This window comes from Novosphingobium sp. HNCC26DJ243 (assembly GCF_057180545.1).
This window is the reverse complement of record NZ_JBXUGN010000006.1, coordinates 193,522-211,527: the sequence shown is the minus strand read 5'-3', so window position 1 is coordinate 211,527 and position 18,006 is coordinate 193,522. Positions and strand designations below refer to the sequence as shown.

At 63.6% G+C, this 18,006-nt stretch carries 18 protein-coding genes; 11 read left to right on the top strand and 7 right to left on the bottom strand.

All coding sequences use genetic code 11. The features are described from left to right. Positions 1-83: 83 nt before the first annotated feature. Positions 84-1,073, top strand: a complete 990-nt coding sequence (locus tag AC2A04_RS16230) for an agmatine deiminase family protein (protein WP_484213397.1) — start codon at positions 84-86, stop codon at positions 1,071-1,073. Between the two features lie 43 nt (positions 1,074-1,116). On the opposite strand, the gene AC2A04_RS16225 is transcribed toward AC2A04_RS16230, so the two are convergent. From AC2A04_RS16225 to AC2A04_RS16215, 3 genes are all read right to left on the bottom strand, one after another. After that, complete coding sequence (locus AC2A04_RS16225; RefSeq protein ID WP_484213396.1) at positions 1,117-2,130, bottom strand: acyltransferase family protein; 1,014 nt, start codon at positions 2,128-2,130, stop codon at positions 1,117-1,119. 259 nt (positions 2,131-2,389) lie between these two features. Next, positions 2,390-3,388 (bottom strand): GDP-mannose 4,6-dehydratase, encoded by a 999-nt coding sequence (locus AC2A04_RS16220; protein WP_484213395.1) that lies wholly within the window; start codon positions 3,386-3,388, stop codon positions 2,390-2,392. 44 nt (positions 3,389-3,432) lie between these two features. Then, positions 3,433-4,758 (bottom strand): nucleotide sugar dehydrogenase, encoded by a 1,326-nt coding sequence (locus AC2A04_RS16215; RefSeq protein WP_484213394.1) that lies wholly within the window; start codon positions 4,756-4,758, stop codon positions 3,433-3,435. A 107-nt stretch (positions 4,759-4,865) separates the two neighbouring features. Here AC2A04_RS16215 and wecB point away from each other — a divergent pair, with 107 nt between their 5' ends. The 3 genes from wecB (at position 4,866) to AC2A04_RS16200 (ending at position 8,318) form a co-directional block, all read left to right on the top strand. Next, the gene (gene wecB, locus AC2A04_RS16210) at positions 4,866-5,987 is read left to right on the top strand and encodes a non-hydrolyzing UDP-N-acetylglucosamine 2-epimerase (protein ID WP_484213393.1); all 1,122 of its coding nucleotides are present in this window, start codon (positions 4,866-4,868) and stop codon (positions 5,985-5,987) included. After that, positions 5,977-7,281: a UDP-N-acetyl-D-mannosamine dehydrogenase gene (wecC, locus tag AC2A04_RS16205; protein WP_484213426.1), complete on the top strand. Its 1,305-nt coding sequence runs from the start codon at positions 5,977-5,979 to the stop codon at positions 7,279-7,281. Before wecB ends, wecC begins: the two co-directional genes overlap by 11 nt. An 89-nt stretch (positions 7,282-7,370) precedes the next feature. Then, positions 7,371-8,318, top strand: a complete 948-nt coding sequence (locus AC2A04_RS16200; protein ID WP_484213392.1) for a cation diffusion facilitator family transporter — start codon at positions 7,371-7,373, stop codon at positions 8,316-8,318. Between the two features lie 137 nt (positions 8,319-8,455). Here the strand turns inward: AC2A04_RS16200 and AC2A04_RS16195 are convergent, their stop codons facing one another. From AC2A04_RS16195 to AC2A04_RS16185, 3 genes are read right to left on the bottom strand one after another with little or no spacing between them, the layout of a single operon-like run. After that, the gene (locus AC2A04_RS16195) at positions 8,456-9,349 is read right to left on the bottom strand and encodes a sterol desaturase family protein (protein ID WP_484213391.1); all 894 of its coding nucleotides are present in this window, start codon (positions 9,347-9,349) and stop codon (positions 8,456-8,458) included. Beyond that, complete coding sequence (locus AC2A04_RS16190) at positions 9,346-9,798, bottom strand: hypothetical protein (RefSeq protein ID WP_484213390.1); 453 nt, start codon at positions 9,796-9,798, stop codon at positions 9,346-9,348. Before AC2A04_RS16190 ends, AC2A04_RS16195 begins: the two co-directional genes overlap by 4 nt. 7 nt (positions 9,799-9,805) lie before the next feature. Beyond that, on the bottom strand, positions 9,806-10,240 hold the full coding sequence (locus AC2A04_RS16185; protein WP_484213389.1) for a protein tyrosine phosphatase family protein: 435 nt from the start codon (positions 10,238-10,240) through the stop codon (positions 9,806-9,808). Positions 10,241-10,547: 307 nt separating this feature from the next. On the opposite strand from AC2A04_RS16185, the gene AC2A04_RS16180 reads away from it, so the two are divergent. From AC2A04_RS16180 to AC2A04_RS16150, 7 genes are all read left to right on the top strand, one after another. Beyond that, entirely contained in the window at positions 10,548-11,336 is a 789-nt protein-coding gene (locus tag AC2A04_RS16180) for a cold-shock protein (protein ID WP_484213388.1), read from the top strand. A gap of 181 nt (positions 11,337-11,517) precedes the next feature. Further along, positions 11,518-12,711: an acetylornithine transaminase gene (locus AC2A04_RS16175; RefSeq protein WP_484213387.1), complete on the top strand. Its 1,194-nt coding sequence runs from the start codon at positions 11,518-11,520 to the stop codon at positions 12,709-12,711. Further along, positions 12,708-13,634 carry an ornithine carbamoyltransferase gene (gene argF, locus AC2A04_RS16170; RefSeq protein WP_484213386.1) on the top strand — a complete coding sequence of 309 codons (927 nt, stop codon included), beginning with the start codon at positions 12,708-12,710 and terminating at the stop codon, positions 13,632-13,634. The genes AC2A04_RS16175 and argF overlap by 4 nt, the downstream gene beginning before the upstream one ends. A gap of 10 nt (positions 13,635-13,644) precedes the next feature. Beyond that, complete coding sequence (locus AC2A04_RS16165) at positions 13,645-14,547, top strand: Hsp33 family molecular chaperone HslO (RefSeq protein ID WP_484213385.1); 903 nt, start codon at positions 13,645-13,647, stop codon at positions 14,545-14,547. Between the two features lie 192 nt (positions 14,548-14,739). Beyond that, the gene (locus tag AC2A04_RS16160) at positions 14,740-15,123 is read left to right on the top strand and encodes a DUF3617 domain-containing protein (protein WP_484213384.1); all 384 of its coding nucleotides are present in this window, start codon (positions 14,740-14,742) and stop codon (positions 15,121-15,123) included. Between the two features lie 69 nt (positions 15,124-15,192). Next, positions 15,193-15,894 carry a 7-cyano-7-deazaguanine synthase QueC gene (queC, locus tag AC2A04_RS16155; RefSeq protein WP_484213383.1) on the top strand — a complete coding sequence of 234 codons (702 nt, stop codon included), beginning with the start codon at positions 15,193-15,195 and terminating at the stop codon, positions 15,892-15,894. Next, positions 15,866-17,458, top strand: a complete 1,593-nt coding sequence (locus AC2A04_RS16150) for a spinster family MFS transporter (RefSeq protein WP_484213382.1) — start codon at positions 15,866-15,868, stop codon at positions 17,456-17,458. Before queC ends, AC2A04_RS16150 begins: the two co-directional genes overlap by 29 nt. A 6-nt stretch (positions 17,459-17,464) precedes the next feature. Here the strand turns inward: AC2A04_RS16150 and AC2A04_RS16145 are convergent, their stop codons facing one another. After that, entirely contained in the window at positions 17,465-18,004 is a 540-nt protein-coding gene (locus tag AC2A04_RS16145; RefSeq protein ID WP_484213381.1) for a superoxide dismutase family protein, read from the bottom strand. Positions 18,005-18,006: the final 2 nt, after the last annotated feature.

Below are 18,006 nucleotides of genomic sequence, written 5' to 3'. Positions count from 1 at the left end.
GCGGGGGGATCAAGCGTGATGGAAAGCACGCTGGTTCTCCTCTAAGGCGCTGGGCCTGATCAATCTTGCCCGGACACAGCCACATGACTTCGCAATTCCGCATGCCGCCCGAATGGCACCCTCAGGACTGGCTGTGGATCGGCTTTCCGCATCTGGCAGAGGAATGGTCGGGCGTGATCGACCGGGCGCAGGAGCAGATTGCCGCCTTTGCCAACGCGGTTGCCGACAGCGGGCAGCAGGTGCGGCTGGTCGTGCGCGATGCGGCGAACGAGATGCGCGCGAAGGCGCTCGTATCGGCAGCGGTGACGCTGGAGCGACGCACGTATGGCGATGTATGGTTGCGCGATACCGGGCCGCTGGTTGTGATGGACGAAGCGGGTAAACGCGAGGCGCGGCTGTTCGGGTTCAACGGCTGGGGCGAGAAGTATCTCATGCCGGGCGATCAGGAGATCGGGGCTGATCTGGCGGTGTCGGCAGGGCTCGACACAGCCCCGAAGGCCGACTGGATTCTCGAAGGCGGGGCGCTGGACGGCGATGGCACCGGGCTTGTGGCGACGACGGAGCAGTGCCTGCTCAATCCCAATCGCAATCCGCACCTGACGCGCAGCGATCTGGAGACGCGGCTGCTGCGCGATCTGGGATATGACCGCGTCCTGTGGCTCGGCGACGGGCTGATCAACGATCATACCGACGGCCATGTCGACAATCTGGCGCGCTTTGTCGGCCCCAACAGGCTGGCACTGCCGCGTGCGACCGGGCCGGAAGATCCCAATGCCGCGATCTATGCCGATGCCAGATCGCGGGCGCTGACGGCGGGCGTGGAAGTGGTCGAAGTGCCCTCGCCGGGGCGGATCGAGTGGGGCGACATGGTCCAGCCTGCCAGTTACATGAACTTCGTGATCACGAGCAATCTGGTGGTCGTGCCTGTATTCGGATCGCCACACGACGCGGACGGCGTGGCGGCGATTGCAGAGCTGTTCCCGGAGCACGCGACCGTGGGGATTATGGGCGACGCGGTGCTGGCCGGGGGCGGCGGGTTCCACTGCGCGAGTCAGCAGATGCCGAGGAGCTGATACCCGCCATTCGTTGCCGCATATCGTCGGATGAAGGCCGTGGTCAGGCCGGGGTAGCTTTGACCATGGTCGGCTTGCCCTTGAACGAGATCAGCTTCGAAAAGATGAAAGCGAGCAGCATGGCGGCGCCGACCGCGACGATGCGGACCCATTCGGCGCGGCCGAGCAATTCGGAAACCCACACGAGAATGGTGAGGTGCACGCAGTAGAGCGGCAGCGAGTAGCTGCCGAACCATTCGCAGGCCGGCTGCAGGGCCTTGGGCGGATGCGACTGGGCAACGGCCCAGACGACCAGCGGCAGGAAGACCATCACGAACAGGAGATCGCCGGTCGCGGCGCTGAACGGAAGGCTGGGCACGATCACGATTCCCGCTACTGGCAGCGCGAGCATGAGCCACCATGGCAGCACCGGGCCGCGCAGGCCCTCCTTGTACTTGCGCCCCATCCAGACGCCGAGGACGTAGGACCAGCCGAGGCGGGGCAGGCCCATCCACCAGTTGTCCCAGGTAGGCGCGTCCACGCCCATCGTGTCGGTCCGGTGGATGCGGACAGTCACGATCAGCGCCACGCCAAGCGCCAGCGCCAGCGCCAGCATCCAGCGGGTCGGGATCTTGCGCAGCACCAGCGCATGGAGGAAATTTGCCAGCAATTCGTAGAACAGCGTCCACTGCGGGCCGTTAAGGCGATAGAATGGTCCGCTTCCGGCAAAGCTCGGGATCATGGCCAGATCAAGCGCGAGCCAGAGCAGCAGGGTCAGCGGGTCCATGCCGATCGTGAAGCCACGGGCGACGGCGACACCGGCCCCGACTGCGACGAGCGGCCAGAGACGGATGAACCGGTCGCGCGTGAAGGCAAGCGCTCCGATGCCGGCGTTCAACTTGCGCTCGGTCGAAACCGCCAGCACGAAGCCGCTGAGCAGGAAGAACATGTCGACGAAAAGGTAGCCGCGCACGAACACGCCGTGGATGCGGTAGACCAGATCGAGGTGGAACAGCATGACCACCATCGCGGCAATGCCGCGCAGCGCGTCGAGCTGGAACAGCCGCGGCGCGTGCATTGCGCCACCTGGATGTGCGGCATCGGTCAAATCGGCATCCTCCCCTCGGTCACCCTTGATCGCTTGTGCACCAAGGCGGGAGATTTGCGCAATCAGGGACTGACGGTGCCGTGACAGCGCTGTGCCCAAAACCCATGAGGGATCCCATGAGCGGTCATTGCGAGGCTGAAGGCTGAAGCAATCCAGAGCCGCCATGTATGTGGTTATGGCTTGCCGCGTCGGCCTCGCCTCCTCGCAATGACGAAAACGCATGTCACCGTCAGAGGCCGTGGTAATCCTTGTACCAGCGGACGAAGTTGGGGACGCCCACGTCGATGCTGGTGGTCGGCTGGTAGCCAAGATCGCCCGAGATCGCGTCGATATCTGCGAAGGACTGGCGCACGTCACCCGGCTGCATCGGCATGAGGTTCATCTCCGCCTTGCGTCCCAGTTCGCTTTCCAGAATGCCGATGACCTTCATCAGGTGCTCGGATTTGTGGTTGCCGATGTTGTAGAGCCGGTGGGGCTTTTCGCTGCCACCGGCCTTGACCGCGCCATCGTCGGGCGGCGGGTTGTCGAGACAGGCCATGACGCCCGAGACGATGTCGTCGATATAGGTGAAATCGCGGTACATGTCGCCGTGGTTGAACACCTGGATCGGCTCGCCCGCGAGGATCGCCCTGGTGAACAGCCACATCATCATGTCCGGCCGGCCCCAGGGGCCGTAGACGGTGAAGAACCTGAGGCCCGTCAGCGGCAGGCGATAGAGGTGAGCGTAGGTCTCGCTCATCAGTTCATCCGCCTTCTTGGTGGCGGCATAGAGCGAAAGCGGGTGATCGACGCGATCGTCGACCGAGAACGGCAGCTTGGTGTTGCCGCCGTAAACCGATGAGGACGAGGCGTAGACCATGTGCTCGGCCCCGCGATGGCGCGCGACTTCGAGCAGGTTGAGATGGCCGACGAGGTTCGACTGCACGTAGGCGTGGGGGTTCTCGATCGAGTAGCGCACGCCCGCCTGTGCGCCCAGGTGAACGACGCGTTCGAACTGCTTGCCTTCGAGTGCCGCAGTGAGGCCCGCGTAATCGGCAAAGTCGGTGCGCAGAAAGGTGAAGCGGTCCTTGCCCTGTTCGATCAGGCGGGCGAGACGGGCTTCTTTGAGCGCGGGATCATAATAGGCGTTGACGATGTCGACGCCGATCACCTCGTCGCCCCGGGCGAGCAGGCGGGTGATCAGGGAGTAGCCGATGAAGCCGGCGGCTCCGGTAACGAGGACGCGCATGGGTATTCCTGTTTCAGTGGCGGGCCGCTTCTAGGCCGCGCCGGTCAAAGCTTCCAGTCGGCCCTTTCGCCGAGCACACCCTTCAGATCGGCCAGCGTGCCGCCCGGCGAGACCAGTGCGGCGATGCGGTCGGCGCCGGCGGCGAGGTAATACTTGTGCGGCACGGCCAGGAAGACGAGGTCGTAGGTGTGTTCGAAAGCATCGCCTGCGAGTTCCAGCCCATATTCGAGCAGGGCCTCGGCGGTGTCGGCGTGCGGATCGTGGACAGCGACATCGTGGCCGAGCGTCTGCAATTCGGCGATGACATCGGCGACCTTGGAATTGCGAAGGTCGGGCACGTTTTCCTTGAAAGTGAGACCAAGGACGAGGACCGAGCCGGGCTTGCCTTCGCGTGTTGCGTGAAGCTGGCCCGCGACCCACTGCGCCATGCCATCGTTCACCCCGCGACCGGCAAGGATCACCTGAGGGTCGTGACCGAGCGCTTCGGCGCGGGCTGAGAGATAGTAGGGATCGACGCCGATGCAGTGCCCGCCGACGAGGCCGGGAGTGAAGGGCAGGAAGTTCCACTTGGTGTTCGAGGCGGCGAGCACGTCCCAGACCGAGAGGTCCATCTTCGAGAAGATCTGGGTGATCTCGTTCATGAAGGCGATGTTGATGTCGCGCTGGGCGTTCTCGATGACCTTGGCGGCTTCGGCAGCCTTGATCGAGGCGGCGCGGAAGACGCCCCCTGTCGTGATCGCGCCGTAGAGATCGGCCACGCGGTCGAGCGTCTCCGGGGTTTGCCCCGAGACGACCTTGGTGATGCGATCAATCGTGTGTTCGCGGTCGCCGGGATTGATGCGTTCGGGGCTGTAGCCGAGGAAGAAGTCCTCGCCGCATTTAAGGCCCGAAACGGATTCGAGGATCGGGCCGCAGATGTCTTCGGTGACGCCGGGATAGACCGTGCTTTCGAACACGACGACGGGCTTTCGGCCTTCGGCGACGGCATCTGGCAGCATCCGGCCGACAGTGCGCGAGGCCGATTCGACGAGGCGAAGATCGGGGTTGTTTTCGGCATCGATCGGGGTCGGCACCGTGACGATGTAGAAGTCGCTCGGCGGGCAGACGGCGGCGTCGGAGGTCAGGCCGAGGCTGGACTTGGCAAGGCGCGCGGGATCGATCTCGCGCGTGCGGTCGTGGCCTTCCGAGAGCTCCGAAATGCGCTGTGTATCGATGTCGAAGCCGGTCACGTAAAACTGTTTCGCCAGCGCCACCGCCAGCGGCAGGCCGACATAGCCGAGGCCGAGCACGGTCACGCGCGTGGTCGCAGAGACGAGCGGATCGAGTCCCTTGGGGGTTGCAGGCGAAATCGAAGGGAACTGGACGGTCACGTGACTGGCGGCCTTTCATGGTTGACGCGGGCGTGCGCGCCACAAGCCACCTGCTTAAAGCGAGGCTCTTATTTCACGGTTAACGATCAGGGATTATTGGTCCGGCCATGACGAAGACGATACTCGTAGTGTTCGGGACGCGACCCGAGGCGATCAAGATGTTCCCGGTGGTGCATGCGCTGCAGGCCGATCCGCGCTGCAAGGTGGTGACCTGCGTTTCGGCGCAGCATCGGGGCATTCTCGATCAGGTGCTTGAGATTGCCGGCATCGTGCCCGATCATGACCTTGACCTGATGCGCCCAGACCAGACGCTGGACGGATTGACCGCGGCGCTGCTGACGGGCCTGGGCAAGGTGATGGACGAGGTTCGGCCCGACTGGGTGGTGGTGCAGGGCGACACCGCGACGGCGATGGCGGGCGCGCTGGCTGCCTACTATCGCAAGTTGCCGGTGGCGCATGTCGAGGCGGGCCTTCGCAGCCACAACATCTATCACCCCTGGCCCGAGGAGGTGAACCGCAAGATCATCGGGACGATAGCCCGGCTGCACTTTGCGCCGACCGATGTTTCGGCAAGCGCCCTGCTGGCGGAGAACGTCGATCCGGCGAGCGTGCACGTGACCGGCAATACCGTGATCGATGCGCTGCAATGGGTGAGCGCGAAGATCGTCGCCGAGCCGTCGCTGGCGGAGGGCCTTGCAGAGATCGAGGCACGGTTTGCGGACAAGCGAATCATCGGCGTGACCAGCCACCGGCGCGAGAACTTCGGCGGGGGGCTTGAGAACATAGCCGAGGCGATCCGGCGGATTGCCGCGCGCGACGATGTGGCGCTGGTGTTCCCGGTCCACCCCAATCCCAACGTGCGCAAGGTCATGGACGCGGCGCTGGCCGGCCTGCCCAACGTGGCGATGATCGAGCCGCTGGATTACCCGCACTTTGCCCGGCTGCTGAGCATTTCCGAGATCATGCTGACCGATTCGGGCGGCGTGCAGGAAGAAGCGCCTGCACTCGGCAAGCCGGTGCTGGTAATGCGCGAAACGACCGAGCGACCCGAGGGCGTGACTGCCGGGACCGCAAAGCTGGTTGGCACCGATGTGGAGCGCATCGTTTCCGAAATCTTCACCCTGCTCGACGATAAGGCTGCCTATTCAGCCATGGCGCGTGCCCACAACCCGTTCGGGGATGGGCAGACTTCGCGCCGTATCGTGGAGTTGCTGGCGAATGATGGGTGATGTGAAGCCGGACGTCTGTGTCGTCGGCCTTGGCTATATCGGACTTCCTACTGCCGCCATCATAGCCCGCGCGGGATGCCGCGTGCTGGGCCTCGACGTTTCGCAACGCGTGGTCGACACGATCAATCGCGGCGAGATCCATATCGAGGAAGTGGATCTCGACGGGCTGGTGCATGGCGTGGTCCAGCGCGGCCTGCTGCGCGCATCGACCACGATCGAACCCGCCGACGTTTTCGTGATCGCCGTGCCGACGCCGTTCGAGAAGGACGGGCACCACACGCCCGACATTTCCTATGTGCTGGCCGCTGCGACGCAGGTCGCCGCCGTGCTCAAGGCCGGGGATACGGTGATTCTGGAATCGACTTCGCCCGTCGGCACGACCGAGAAGATGCTCGACCTGATGGCGGGCATGCGCACCGACCTCAAGTTTCCCGGAAAGACCCGCGAGACGCCCGACGTTTCGGTGGCCTACTGCCCCGAACGCGTGCTGCCTGGGCGCATTCTGGAAGAACTAACCAACAACGATCGCTCGATCGGCGGCATCACGCCGCGCTGCGCGCGCAAGGCGCTGGCCTTCTACAAGCGCTTCGTGCGCGGGACTTGCGTCACCACCGATGCGCGCTCTGCCGAAATGACCAAGCTGGTCGAGAACGCCTATCGCGACGTCAACATCGCCTTCGCCAACGAGCTTTCGATGGTGGCGGACCGCATGGGGCTGGACGTGTGGGAGGTCATCCGCCTCGCCAACCGCCACCCGCGCGTGAACATCCTCCAGCCGGGGCCGGGCGTGGGCGGGCACTGCATTGCCGTGGACCCGTGGTTCATCGTGGCCAGCGCGCCTGAAGAGACGCCGCTGATCCGCACCGCACGCAATGTGAACGACGGCAAGATGCACCACGTGGTGAAGAAGGCCGCCGCATTGATCGAGGCCAATCCGGGCGCAAAGGTCGCATGCCTCGGCCTCGCGTTCAAGGCTAACATCGACGATTTCCGCGAAAGCCCCGCGCGCTATGTCGCCGCCAGCCTCGCGCGCCAGTTCGGCAGCCGCATCAACGTGGTCGAGCCTTACGCAGGCGAACTGCCGAAGGAATTCGACGGTACCGGCGCGGTCCAGATCGACATCGACACCGCGCTCGAGGAATGCGGCGTGCTGATCGTGCTGGTGGATCACGACGTGTTCAAGGTGATCCCGCTGGCCGAGCGTTCGGGCAAGGTCGTCTATGACACGCGCGGCATCTGGCCGGACCAGCCGGACGGGCAGAGCGCAGGTGCCGGATTGCGTTTGGCAAGTTGAGCGCCTGCTGACCGGTATCGGGAGCAAGCGCGCACAAATTTTTTTGAGGTCCTCGCGCCTTCCTGAACGACTTGTTCGTTCGGGAAGGCATGAACACTGACGATCCTCCCAAGCACAACATCGTCGTCTGGGCCGCGCTATTTGCCAATCTCGGGATCGGTGCCGCCAAGTTCGTGGCGGCTACGATCACCGGTTCGACGGCGATGCTGACCGAAGGCATCCATTCGATCGTCGACAGCGGCAACCAGCTGCTGCTGCTCTATGGCGAGCATCGCGCCAAGCGACCGCCCGACGCGCTGCATCCGTTCGGATACGGGCGCGAGCTGTATTTCTGGGCTTTCGTTGTCGCGATCCTGATTTTTGCCGTAGGCTCGGTCATCTCGATCTACGAAGGTGTTCTGCACTGGTCGAACCCCGAGCCCCTGCGACCGCCGCTGGTCAACTATATCGTCCTTGCGCTCGCCTTTGCGCTTGAAGGCACATCGTGGGCCATAGCGCTGCGCGAGTTTGCGGTATCCAAGGGCGATACCGGCTGGTGGCAAGCGGTGCGGGACTCCAAGGACCCTGCGACGTTCACGGTGCTGTTCGAGGATTCCGCGGCGCTTGCAGGACTGATCGTCGCCGCGATCGGCGTCTGGGCGAGCCATCATTTCGGCGACCCTCGGCTCGATGGCCTGGCGTCGATCGTGGTCGGCGTGATCCTGGCCGTCGTGGCCGTCTTTCTGGCGCGCGAGGCCAAGGGACTTCTGATCGGCGAGCGCGCGGACCCCGTCATGATCGCCCGGATCAGGGAAATCGTTGCCGCCCATCCGGCGATCTCGGGCGTGAACCATGTGCGGACGATCCACACGGCGCCAAGGCAGGTCTTCGCCGCGATCAGTGCGGACTTCGTCGATGCGGTGACAATGGGTGACGCCGAGCGCCTGATCGAGGAGATCGAGGACGATCTGCGCGCATCCTTTCCGGTGCTCTCGTCGATCTATATCCGCCCCGAGCAAAACGAGCAGGCCGCAACCCTTCCCTCGCGCAAGGCCTGACTGCGGCTACAAAAAAGCCCCGGCTTGCGGGCCGGGGCTTGGATGTTGAACCGGGCTGAGGGAGGGGGGATCGCCCGGTCGCAAATTATAACAAGGTATGAGGATAAAGGTTCCACATGCGTGGATCGCAGCGAACCTTATTCGCCGCCGGGCGACTGGCGTTTCTGCCACCGCGCCCTGATCGCATCCGAGCCTTCGCGACTGCCATCATGGCTCCACCCCGGCGCTCGCACCAGATACGACAGCTTGTGCCCCCAGGGCGCCCGCCAGAAGTCGCCAAGCATGGCGCGCCATTCGTGGAAGGCGGCGTGGAGGAGGTGGAAGCTGCCGAGTTGCTTGACGGTGCCGTAGCGGATGGGGAGGTCGTCCTGTTCGCGCTGGAAGGTGCCGAACAGGCGGTCCCAGACTATGAACACGCCCGCATAGTTGCGGTCGAGGTAGAGCGGGTTCGTCGCGTGGTGGACGCGGTGGTGCGAGGGGGTGTTGAACACGGCCTCAAACCAGCGCGGCATGCGGCCGATTGTCTCGGTGTGAATCCAGAACTGGTAGACGAGGTTGGCCGCGCCGACCGTCAGGATCATCGCCGGGTGGAAGCCGATGAACGCGGGCCAGATGCGGAACAGGAATGATCCTGCCAGCGGGCCGGTCCAGGTCTGGCGCAGCGCGGTCGACAGGTTGTAGTGCTGGCTGGTGTGGTGGTTGACGTGGGAGGCCCAGAACCAGCGCACGCGATGGCCGCTGCGGTGGAAAAGGTAGTAGTTGAAGTCATCCAGCACGAAGCACAGGCCCCAAGCCCACCATGCGGTCGGCACAGTCAGCACCCGGTGGTTGTAGAGCGACATCGCGGCGAAGTAGATCGCGCCTGCAGCAAGCGCGCCAGCCACTGTGCTGCCAAGGCCGAGCGCGAGGCTGGTGAGCGTGTCGCGCGGTTCGTATTTCTCCGGCGCGCGCTTTGCGGCCCAGATCATTTCGGCCAGCACCAGCACGACGAAGAACGGAACGGCATAAGTGACGATGTCGACCGGCGTCATGCGGGCGTGCCTCCGAGGCGACGAAGGCTGGCTGCCCAGACTTGCGCCTGATCGCCAAGGTCGAGCGTAACGGTACCGAAGCGCTTGTCATCGGTGGCGATGGTAAGGAACCGGCCATCCAGCCGCACACCCGCGTGGCTTGAAAGCTGGCGGGCGGCGAAGTGGCTGCCGTGTTGACGGATGAGCAGCACGCGATCGTCGGCGTCGCGCAGCAGCGCGCCTATTCCTGCACGGTCAACGCACGTCTGGCGCGCATCGAAGCCGCAGAGCGCCTCGTCTGCAAGCGCGCGGGCATGGTCTTCGCCGCGGATACGCGGATCGCCGCCGAGGCCCAGCTTGCGCGCCAGCCATGCCAGCGCGAGAATGGCCACAAGCGACCCCGCCAGTTGCAGCGCCATGGCGACGCCGGGCATCGCCATAAGGTCGCGCACCTGATCGATCAGCGCCATTCAGGACTCAGCCGGCCTGGGCTGCAAGCATGTCGACGGTCGCACGGATCGGGCCGATGTCGTAGCCAGCGCCTGCCGCCTTTGCCGCAATGTCTTCGGGGTTGGCACCCGCCTTGGCCTGGGCCAGTGCCCAGAGCAGGGTCGAGCGGGTGCCCGAGCGGCAATAGGCGAGGACAGGGGCATCGCCGGCCACATCGAGCGCGGCAAGCAGGGCTTCGACCTGCGCCATCGAAAAGCCGGCGTGCGTCACGGGAATGGCGACGTAGTCCATGCCGGCGGCGCGTGCGGCCGCTTCGATATCAGGACCAGGGGTCTGGTCGTCGGATTCGCCTTCGGGCCGGTTGTTGACGATCAGGCCGATGCCCAGTGCCTTTGCGTAAGCGACTTCGGCGAGCGAGATCTGCGGGCTGGCATAGGTTTTATCGTCTATTTTGCGGAACATGCGGGTCGAGTCCTGCTGGCAAGAAGCCCTCTTAGGGCAGCCGATCGCTTGTGCCCAATGCCTGCGTGCGGGGCAAGGGGGGCGAAAAACCGCCATGATCGGCATGAAAGCCACAGTTTTCGGGGTGAATCGAGCGCTTGCTGTCGATTCCATTCGCGCTGCTCTTTTTTTTAGTTATAGTCTTTCGCGCAAAGGAGAAGGCCGGCCCCTAAAAGTCCGGTACTGATTCCTTCGTCGTGCCGCTGGTCCCCGCGTCCGGCCAGTGGTGCCGTGAAGGTAGGGGCGGATTGAAGGTCTATTGATTTCTATGGGTTTTGACAGAGGGCGGCGCGGTCGCGGCAGAGACAAGCGCGACGGATTCGGCGACGAAGGTGGTTTTGATCCCTACGGCGGTGGCGGCGGTTTTGGCGGCGGCTTCGGCGGCGGTGACCGTGGCGGCTTCGGTGGCGGCAATCGTGGTGGCTTTGGCGGCGGCGATCGCGGTGGCTTCGGCGGTGGTGACCGCGGCGGCTTCGGCGGCGGCGATCGTGGCGGCTTCAGCGGTGGCCCGCGCGGCGGCGGCGGTGGCGGCTTCGGCGGCCCGCGCGGCGGCGGCGGTGGCATGCCTGCCCAGGTCGTTGGCACCGGCAAGGGTGTCGTAAAGTTCTTCAACGGCCAGAAGGGCTTCGGCTTCATTCAGCGTGAAGACGGTGGCGAGGACGTGTTCGTCCACATCAGCGCCGTTGAGCGTGCAGGTCTCGAAGGCCTTGCCGAAGGTCAGACGCTTGAGTTCAACCTCGTCGATCGCGGCGGGAAGATCTCGGCTGCCGACCTTCAAGTCGTGGGCGACGTGATCCCCGTGGCAGCAAAGCCTGCGGCTCCGCAGCGCGAACTGACCGGCGAACGGGCAACGGGCACGGTCAAGTTCTTCAACGCGATGAAGGGCTTCGGCTTCATCACGCGTGATGACGGCCAGCCGGACGCTTTCGTGCACATCAGCGCGGTCGAGCGTTCGGGCATGCGCGAGCTGAACGAAGGCGACAAGCTTGAGTTCGACCTCGAGGTCGATCGACGAGGCAAGTACTCGGCGGTCAACCTGGTGCCGCGTCAGGACTGACCGACCTGCACTGTTCCCCGATCGAATTGACCGGGGGCCTGCAACAATCTAACAACGCGCAAATGGCGGCCCGTGATCCTATTGGGATCGGGGTCGCCATTTGTCGTTTGCGAATCCCTCACCGGATCAGGCCCCCATTGGACAAGTCGGGCCGATTCTCGAGAATGAACAGGAGATGCCAATGTCGATCACCCCGCTGATGCCCGTATACCCCCGGAGTGGCGTGCGTCCGGTGCGAGGCGAACATTGCCACCTGATCTCGGAAGACGGCACTCGCTATCTGGACTTTGCCAGCGGCATCGCAGTGAACCTGCTGGGCCATTCCAACGAACACCTGATCGGCGCGATCCAGAGGCAGGCCGCCACGCTGATGCACGTGTCGAACCTTTATGGCAGCCCGCAGGGCGAGCAACTGGCGCAGCGCCTGGTGGACCTGACCTTTGCCGACACGGTGTTCTTCACCAATTCGGGCGCAGAGGCTGTCGAGTGTGCGATCAAGACCGCGCGCGCCTATCACAGCGCTGCCGGCAACGACCACAAGTACGAGCTGATCACGTTCAAGAACGCGTTCCACGGCCGCACGATGGCAACGATCAGCGCCTCGAATCAGGAGAAGATGCACAAGGGCTTCCTGCCGCTTCTGGAAGGCTTCAAGTACGTTGATTTCGACGATCTTGAAGGTGCCAAGGCGGCAATGGGGCCCAATACCGCGGGCTTCCTCGTCGAGCCGATCCAGGGCGAGGGCGGCATCCGCGATGCGTCCGAGGAATTCCTGCAAGGGCTGCGTGCGCTGTGCGACGAGCATGATCTCGTTCTGATCTTCGATGAAGTACAGTGCGGCGTGGCGCGCACCGGTACGCTCTATGCCTATGAGCAGTATGGCATCACGCCCGATGTGATGGCGACCGCCAAGGGCATCGGCGGTGGTTTCCCGATCGGTGCCTGCCTCGCCACCGAGAAGGCCGCGCGCGGCATGGTGGCCGGCACGCATGGCAGCACTTACGGTGGCAACCCGCTGGCAATGGCTGCGGGCGAAGCTGTGCTCGACGTCGTCGCGAACGAGGCGTTCCTTGCCGAGGTGCGCGCCAAGGGTGAGCGGCTGCGGGGCCGCATCGAGCAGTTTATCGGCAACTATCCCGACCTGTTCATCGGCGTGCGCGGGCGTGGCCTGATGCTTGGCCTGATGATGAAGGTGGAGCCGCGGCCGTTCGTTGCGCACATGCGCGACAATCATCAACTGCTGACCGTATCGGCTGGTGACAACACCGTGCGCGTCATCCCGCCGCTGGTCATCGACGACAGCCACATCGACGAGTTCATGGAGCGGCTCTCGGCCGCTGCTGCAAGCTATGCGCCGGAGGTGCCGGTTACGTGACCAGGCATTTCCTGAACCTGACGGACGCTGGCGGCGACGCAATCGCGGCCATGATCAACGATGCGATCGATCGCAAGGCGGCGCGCAAGGGGCAACCCAAGGGTAGCGCTGATCGCGATGCGCCGCTTGCCGGGCATCTCCTCGCGATGGTGTTCGAGAAGAATTCGACCCGCACCCGCGTGTCGTTCGATGTTGCAATGCGCCAGCTTGGCGGTTCGGCACTGGTTCTGGATGCCGGGACGACGCAGCTTGGGCGGGGTGAGACCGTGGCCGACACTGCCCGCGTGCTCAGCCGCATGGCAGATGCGATCATGCTGCGCACCGATGACCACGCCAAGGTCGAGGAGCTTGCGCATTACGCGACGGTCCCGGTCATCAACGGCCTGACCGACCTTTCGCATCCCTGCCAGATCATGGCGGACCTGCTGACCGTGATCGAACATGGCAAAGCGTTACCCGGTCTCGAGGTCGCCTGGCTGGGTGATGGCAACAACGTGCTCAACTCGATCGTCGAAGCGGCGGGCCTGATGAAGTTCAACGTCCGGATCGGTGTGCCCGAGGGTTACGAATCCGACCCAAGCTTCATCGAGGCTGCCCGCAAGGGTGGTGCTAACGTGCGTCTCACGCGCGATGCTGCCGACGCCGTGCGCGGGGCAGACGTTGTCGTGACCGACACGTGGATATCGATGGGGCAGGCCCACGCCGAGGCCAAGCTGGCGGCGATGTGCCCCTATCAGGTTGACGAGGCGCTCATGGCGCAGGCAAAGCCCGACGCGCTGTTCCTGCATTGCCTTCCGGCACATCGCGGCGAAGAAGTGACCGATACGGTAATCGACGGCCCGCGCTCGGTCATCTGGGACGAGGCCGAGAACCGCATCCACGCGCAGAAGTCGGTCCTGCGTTGGGCCTTTGGCCAGATCTGAGGTCATTGGCATGACTGACCCGAATCAGCCGTCCACCGGCTTCGACCGGCTGCTGCACTTTACTCTGCCTGATCGCGACGCGCGGGGCAGGGTGGTGCGGCTGGGGCCTGTGCTGGACCGGATCATCTCGGCTCACAGCTATCCCGCGCCAATTCGCCAGCTCCTGGCCGAGGCACTGGTTGTGACCGCGTTGCTGGGCTCGCTTCTCAAGGATCAGGACAGCCAGCTCACGCTTCAGGCGCAGACGCAGGACGGCGTGGTTGATCTTCTGGTTTGCGATTACCGCAATGGCGAGTTGCGGGGTTACGTGCGCCATGACCGGGCGAGGCTTGATGAACTGGGGCCGGTGCCGTCGCTGTTCGCGCTGTTCGGCGACGGTTACCTTGCGATCACGTTTGATCTGGCAGCAACTGGGCAGCGTTACCAAGGCGTCGTGCCACTTGAAGGCAATTCGCTGGCCGAAGCATGCCAGAGCTACTTCCTGCAATCAGAGCAGGTTCCGACGCTAATCCGCGTAGGCATAGAATCGAGCCCGGAAGGGTGCGTTGCCGGTGGGCTTCTGCTCCAGCATCTGCCGGATGGGGAGGAGGGGCGCGAGCGTCTTCACGCGCCGCTTGACCATCCCGAATGGGAACACGTCGCGATCCTGGGTGGTTCAATTACGGCGCAAGAACTAACCGATACGGCACTGGATCTCGAAGGTGTTGTCTGGCGACTGTTTCACGAAGAGCGAGAGATACGGGTCGAACCGGGCCAGCCCATCGTACGCGGATGCCGCTGTACCGTTGAACATTACCGTGATGTGCTGGCGAGATTCGCCCCCGAGGCACGCGCCGAGATGCGCAACGATGAGGGTCTCATCGTCGTCGACTGCGCGTTCTGTTCGCGTGAGTTTGGGATCGATTTGCCCTGAGAGACGCACTTTCAGGCAAATCTAACAGCATATTTCACGTTTCATCGACGATACAGGACGTTTCATCGCAGGCTGGGCGATGGTATAGGGCTTGTGTGCGCAGGTCCACAGACCTGACCGTGAGTGCTGTGCGAGAGACCCGGTATGGTAAAGGCATTTCGTCAAGTTGGTTGGTTGGCAAGGCCGACGCTGATGGGCCTTTGCCTCTATGCGGGCTTCACCGCGACGAGCGGCGGTGCCCAAGGACCTGCGCTCGGCATGCTGGACAGACTGGAGCCAGGGCTTTGGGAGATCCAGCCGCGCGACCAGTCCAGCGGGGTAACGCAGGTCTGCATCGACAGTGGCCGGCGTCTGATCCAGATCCGCCATTCGCGCGACAATTGCCGTCGTTTTGTCATCGATGACAGCCCCGGGGCCGTAACGGTCCAGTATTCTTGCCCTGCTAACGGCTATGGTCACACCCACATCAGGTTCGAGAACGCACGTCTGGCCCAGATCGACACGCAGGGGATCGAAAGCGGTCTCCCCTTCAACTTTTCGGCGGAAGCCCGTCGGATCGGAACCTGCAAGCGCTGATCCACGCAATGGTGGCGGTTTCCAGCGAAACCATTGCATCCATGCTGCGGCACGGCTAGCCATTGCCCGATGCCAGCCAAACCTCCTGCTGCCGATGCTCCCCTTGCTGTTGTCCTGCTTTCAGGCGGACTGGATTCAATGGTCTGCGCCGCCCTTGCGCAGGAGCAGGGCTTTCGCGTCCTCGCGCTGACGATCGACTACAACCAGCGGCACCGGGTCGAGCTCGATTCTGCGCGCAGGATCGCGTCAAGGCTGGGCATCGAGCGCCATGTCGTGCTGCCGCTCGATCTGCGTCTGTTCGGCGGATCGGCGTTGACGGCCGATATCGACGTTCCGAAGGACGGGCTGACCGACGATATCCCGGTAACATACGTTCCTGCGCGAAACCTCGTCTTCCTGTCGCTCGCACTGGCCTGGGCCGAAGCTGCGGGTTCAAAGGACCTGTTCATCGGCGTTAATGCACTCGATTATTCGGGCTATCCCGATTGCCGCCCGGAATTCGTCGCGGGCTTCGAAAATCTTGCCTGCATTGCCACCAAGATCGGCAATGACGGCGGGGCGGTGAAAGTTCACGCGCCGCTCCAGTATCTCAAGAAAGCACAGATCGCCCAAGAGGCGGCGCGGCTGGAGTTGGACGCAGGCCAGAGCTGGTCGTGCTACGATCCCCTGCCGGATGGGAGAGCCTGCGGCGTCTGCGACAGTTGTCGTCTGAGGCGTGCAGGATTTGCAGAGGCAGGCCTTGATGACGGAACGAGCTACGCGATCGGCTGAAGATCTGATCAAGACTGACGCGAACGAGCCGGTACCTGCCTATAGCTGGTATGTTCTGGGCATCCTTGTGCTGGTCTACATCCTCAATTTCGTCGACCGGCAGATTCTGTCCATTCTGGCAAATGACATCAAGCGCGACCTCGACCTGACGGATGCGGACCTCGGCTTTCTCTACGGCACCGCATTTGCGGTTTTCTATTCGCTGTTCGGTATTCCCCTGGGCCGTCTGGCAGACAACTGGCACCGGGTTCGCTTGATGAGCCTTGGGCTCGCCCTGTGGTCGGCAATGACGGCGATTTCCGGCTTTTCGCGCAGTGGTTCGCAGCTGACCGCGGCGCGCATCGGTGTGGGAATCGGCGAAGCTACCGCCAGCCCCGCAGCGTATTCGCTGATAGCCGACTATTTTCCCCAGAGGCTGCGCGCCACTGCGCTGGCCATCTATTCCTCCGGTTTGTTCCTCGGCGGAGGGCTCTCGTTGCTCGTCGGCGGGCTCGTCGTCGAGCGATGGAACGCCGCATACCCTGCAGGCGGCCCGCTTGGGCTAGTCGGATGGCAGGCCGCATTCATGGCGGTCGGCTTGCCCGGGCTGCTGCTGGCAATCTGGGTATCTTTCATCCGTGAGCCGGTCCGCGGCGCAATCGATGGCTTGCCCACCGAAGGATCGGACAGGCCCTTTCGCGAATTTCTTGCCGAGCTGCTAAACGTGATCCCACCATTGACGTTGCTGGCAGCCGTGCGTCGGGGGCGCAAGGCGCTCGTCGCCAATCTGGCCATGGCCCTTGTGATCTCCGCGATCGTTTTCGGCCTGGTCAGCTTGCTCGGTAGATCGACATTGCAACAATGGTTGTTCGTCGGGGTTGGCGTCTACGCCGTGTACAGTTGGGCGAGTGCGTTGCGCGCAGCCGATGCAGCCACGTTCATGATGATCTGGCGATCGCGCGCCTTCATCTGCACAACGCTGGGATATGGCATGGTGGCGTTTACCGCATACGCTTCGTCATACTGGGCCGCGCCCTATGCGGAGCGGGTATTTGCCGTGAGCAAAGGCGATCTTGGCTGGGCAATTGGCGCCCCGGCCGCAGTCGCTGGGTTTCTCGGCGTGATCGCTGGCGGACGCATTGCCGATTACCTCCATCTGCGGCTCGTGGCAGGGCGCGTCTACGTCACCCTGTTCGGTTTGATCGCGCCGGTCCTGCCGCTTGTTTTGGCCTATCGCACGGACAGTTTCGCCGTCTTCGTCGCATCGTCGTTTTTCGCACAGGCATTCTCGAGCAGTGCCCTCGGCGCGGCGGCCGCCGCAAGCCAGGCGCTCGTGCTCCCACGCATGCGAGGCACAGCGACAGCCACATTCTTTCTGGCGACCACCTTGGTAGGCTTGGCGCTCGGACCGTTCATGGCCGGATACGTCTCTGCGCGAAATGACAGCAACCTCGCCGCAGGCGTGCTTTCGACGCTCGTCGCGGTTCCGATCGGGATTGCCTTGCTAGTTACGGCGATTCGATGCACGCCCAAGGCGCAGGCTATCCTTGCGAAGGCCGCCAACGACGCTTCCATGTCACGATGACAATGGTCAACCCGCAGGCCTGAGAATGCCGCACGCGAGGCGACCGCCACTGTTGCCGCTGGGATCGGTCTTGTAATCATCAGGCCCGGCGTGGAGGACCAGCGCAGAGCCATCGGCGTCGAAGAGCGCTGCGCGAAGGTCTGCAATGCTGGTGTTCATCGGCACGTTCAAGCTGCCGGTACCATCTGCGCCGATGTCTAGATTTGGCAAATCGCCCAAATGTGGGCCGCTCGGGTTGAGCGTGCCGTGCTGGTGGCTCATCGGGTTAAGGTGCCCGCCTGCAGTAGTGAAAGCGGGCGCTTCACACTTGCCCGTCATGTGAAGGTGAATTCCGTGAGAGCCGGGCGTCTGCGCCGAGGCGCTGACGCGAAGCGTCGCCTGCATGCCAGTCTGCTCGATGGTCGCTACGCCGACCGACTTGCCACCAGCGTCGGCAAGGTTCGCTTTTGCCAGGATCTGGACGGAGTCGACTGCGGAAGGAGCCGTGGCACAGCCAGCAAGCGGAATAGTTCCTGCAAGACAAGCTATTGCGATCTTTTGCATCATGA

What these genes read in the sequence shown, in the direction of transcription:
- AC2A04_RS16230 (WP_484213397.1), top strand. Translation starts at nt 84, where the DNA reads ATGACTTCGCAATTCCGCATGCCGCCCGAATGGCACCCTCAGGACTGG.
- AC2A04_RS16225 (WP_484213396.1), bottom strand. Translation starts at nt 2,130, where the DNA reads ATGCACGCGCCGCGGCTGTTCCAGCTCGACGCGCTGCGCGGCATTGCC.
- AC2A04_RS16220 (WP_484213395.1), bottom strand. Translation starts at nt 3,388, where the DNA reads ATGCGCGTCCTCGTTACCGGAGCCGCCGGCTTCATCGGCTACTCCCTG.
- wecB (WP_484213393.1), top strand. Translation starts at nt 4,866, where the DNA reads ATGACGAAGACGATACTCGTAGTGTTCGGGACGCGACCCGAGGCGATC.
- wecC (WP_484213426.1), top strand. Translation starts at nt 5,977, where the DNA reads ATGATGGGTGATGTGAAGCCGGACGTCTGTGTCGTCGGCCTTGGCTAT.
- AC2A04_RS16200 (WP_484213392.1), top strand. Translation starts at nt 7,371, where the DNA reads ATGAACACTGACGATCCTCCCAAGCACAACATCGTCGTCTGGGCCGCG.
- AC2A04_RS16195 (WP_484213391.1), bottom strand. Translation starts at nt 9,349, where the DNA reads ATGACGCCGGTCGACATCGTCACTTATGCCGTTCCGTTCTTCGTCGTG.
- AC2A04_RS16190 (WP_484213390.1), bottom strand. Translation starts at nt 9,798, where the DNA reads ATGGCGCTGATCGATCAGGTGCGCGACCTTATGGCGATGCCCGGCGTC.
- AC2A04_RS16185 (WP_484213389.1), bottom strand. Translation starts at nt 10,240, where the DNA reads ATGTTCCGCAAAATAGACGATAAAACCTATGCCAGCCCGCAGATCTCG.
- AC2A04_RS16180 (WP_484213388.1), top strand. Translation starts at nt 10,548, where the DNA reads ATGGGTTTTGACAGAGGGCGGCGCGGTCGCGGCAGAGACAAGCGCGAC.
- AC2A04_RS16175 (WP_484213387.1), top strand. Translation starts at nt 11,518, where the DNA reads ATGTCGATCACCCCGCTGATGCCCGTATACCCCCGGAGTGGCGTGCGT.
- AC2A04_RS16165 (WP_484213385.1), top strand. Translation starts at nt 13,645, where the DNA reads ATGACTGACCCGAATCAGCCGTCCACCGGCTTCGACCGGCTGCTGCAC.
- AC2A04_RS16160 (WP_484213384.1), top strand. Translation starts at nt 14,740, where the DNA reads ATGGGCCTTTGCCTCTATGCGGGCTTCACCGCGACGAGCGGCGGTGCC.
- queC (WP_484213383.1), top strand. Translation starts at nt 15,193, where the DNA reads ATGCCAGCCAAACCTCCTGCTGCCGATGCTCCCCTTGCTGTTGTCCTG.
- AC2A04_RS16150 (WP_484213382.1), top strand. Translation starts at nt 15,866, where the DNA reads ATGACGGAACGAGCTACGCGATCGGCTGAAGATCTGATCAAGACTGAC.
- AC2A04_RS16145 (WP_484213381.1), bottom strand. Translation starts at nt 18,004, where the DNA reads ATGATGCAAAAGATCGCAATAGCTTGTCTTGCAGGAACTATTCCGCTT.